The sequence below is a fragment of the Petrocella sp. genome (assembly GCF_059865615.1).
On record NZ_JCBCDA010000139.1, the window covers coordinates 1 to 2,166 of the forward strand.

Annotated in this window: 2 protein-coding genes; both read right to left on the reverse strand. The window is 31.9% G+C overall.

The window, feature by feature from the left end; translation table 11 throughout:
* Positions 1-330: 330 nt before the first annotated feature.
* On the reverse strand, positions 331-1,695 hold the full coding sequence (locus AC6F8J_RS14635) for a transposase family protein (RefSeq protein WP_500724367.1): 1,365 nt from the start codon (positions 1,693-1,695) through the stop codon (positions 331-333).
* 140 nt (positions 1,696-1,835) lie between these two features.
* Complete coding sequence (locus AC6F8J_RS14640; RefSeq protein WP_500724368.1) at positions 1,836-2,045, reverse strand: DUF3006 family protein; 210 nt, start codon at positions 2,043-2,045, stop codon at positions 1,836-1,838.
* Positions 2,046-2,166 lie beyond the last annotated feature (121 nt).

Below are 2,166 nucleotides of genomic sequence, written 5' to 3' on the forward strand. Positions count from 1 at the left end.
TGAATATATGCTAGAAGCCGCAACGTCAAAAGATGACAATAGTGATGATAAAAAAGGCGGATCAGGCTCGAACAAAGATAAAGATTCTGATAATCAGAAGAATACCGATAAACCGATAAATCAAGGAACAATGATCATTGACAGCTCCGAAAGGTAAATTAAAACTACTCTTAGTATAATTGGCGACTTTCCTGGATTTTTTACTTTATCCACATTTTTTTTAAATTACTATGCTGTTGTCCACATCACTAGAGCAAACGACACCAAAATTATACACATTTATGTAGTTTCATTCGTTTACCATTCACCAGCCCCTTTCATAATTTTTCATCAAAGCGTTTTTCTAACTTGCATTCGTTTATATTCTAAATCTTCTTCTGTAAGTTTTTGTTTCTTTAAGCATTCCAGTAATCCTTCTGATATCTTTACTATTGTTCTGTGAACTATTTTTACATCTTTTATTCCGTTTTCATATAGTTGCAACAGTATATCTGCTAGTTGCGTTAGCAGATAATGATTTTTCATTGCATTATAATCTAAGCTATTAGCGTGCGTAATAATATATCTATGGTTCTTCTGAATATTAAACCCTTGGTTCTCAATCAACCATCGCTTTCTACCTGTCTGCACAAAATCATATGCATTATATTCATTTACTTTCATGCTGCTTAACCACTGGAATTCTTGCTGTGTTTTCTCTTGTTCCACATCTTCAATCTCTAATTCTAATAGTGTTATTTTATGACCACAATAATCTAATTCATTAACCCATTTTAACCAGTGTAACTTCTTTACTTTAGGCTTTCTCTTATAAACAGTTTCTTTTGACACTACCATTTCTTCAGCTTCACCCATCTTTTTTATCTCTTTGTACTCATCTGCTATGCTTGGGATACTTCCATTTTTATAACGAATCAAAAATTCCCAACTATTATGTCTGCATATCTCAAATACCGGCTCACAGGCATATAAGCTATCTCCCATTATGCATATCGGTAATCGCGGAAACATCATTTTCAAATTCTTGGATAGTCTTTTAAATGCTTTTCTTTCACAATCTTGCTTACTTACTTCTTTTCCTTCGTTTTCAATGAATTCCGTCCCTATACTTACAATAAATCCATCATCTAATACTATCTTTGCTTCTAATACAGGATGATAGTAGATTGTTTTTTCTTCATCTGTTCCTTTTTTGACCGTTTTTGACAGACAGTGTTCACAGTGTCTACTCCTAAAACTAAATAAATGTGTTGCATCTATAATAACTAACCATTTTTGGCCTAAAAATTTACCACCATCAAAGCTTTTCTTGCGGATTAGATTACAGATCATCTTTTTTCTAAGTAACTCTAATTGCTTATTTTCTAATTTTGACAGGCACTCATTAATTGTTACATAATGCGGCAAAAACTTTTTTTCTTCTAATCCTAAAATCTTATAGATGTTTTTAACACATTCATCTTCATTAAATACATCTGTCATTTCTTGCATTGATTCTATGGAGCAAATATTCTTCAAGATCATCACATATAAAATCACTTCAATCTCATATGTGATATAAGATTGATTTCTTGTATCTAATACTTCTTTGATATTTCTAATTAAGTCCGGAAAGTAATGATATTGTATTTTTAAAAATTCTGCAACTTCTTTAGTTATTTTTCTTTTGGCTTCTCTTTGTTCTGCTCGACCCATTTCTACACCTCTGCGAAAAAGTTTTCTTATATTATACACTTTTTCGTAGATATTTGGCTTATATAGGTACAGTTTAGTGCGAAATATATTTACCTGTCAAAGCTGACTATTAATATCCTGTATAAAAGGGTAATACAACTTTATTTATTCTTAAGTTTCTCTATAAGTTTCCCTATTTTTTCTTTCTGCGCTTTCGTTGACTCCTTATCGATATTAGTTTCAATGATTACAAAATCGCCTTCTTTAGATTGTAGAGGTAACAATGCTTTAGGAAAGTTATACAACTTGCCCTCAAACTCAATTATTGCATAGCCTTCTTCAAACCTATCTATGACAAATTTACTCAACATAAGCCTTACCTTCTTCTATTATATCCGCAAGTCTTGCTGGCCCTATTCCGTTAATGATGGTAAGCGCATTGACTGATAAAAACGGTCTTTTCTGAATTATCTCTGTTGCTCTTACATCACT

Coding starts and splice junctions, on each gene's coding strand:
- AC6F8J_RS14635 (WP_500724367.1), bottom strand. CDS start 1,695: ATGGGTCGAGCAGAACAAAGAGAAGCCAAAAGAAAAATAACTAAAGAA.
- AC6F8J_RS14640 (WP_500724368.1), bottom strand. CDS start 2,045: ATGTTGAGTAAATTTGTCATAGATAGGTTTGAAGAAGGCTATGCAATA.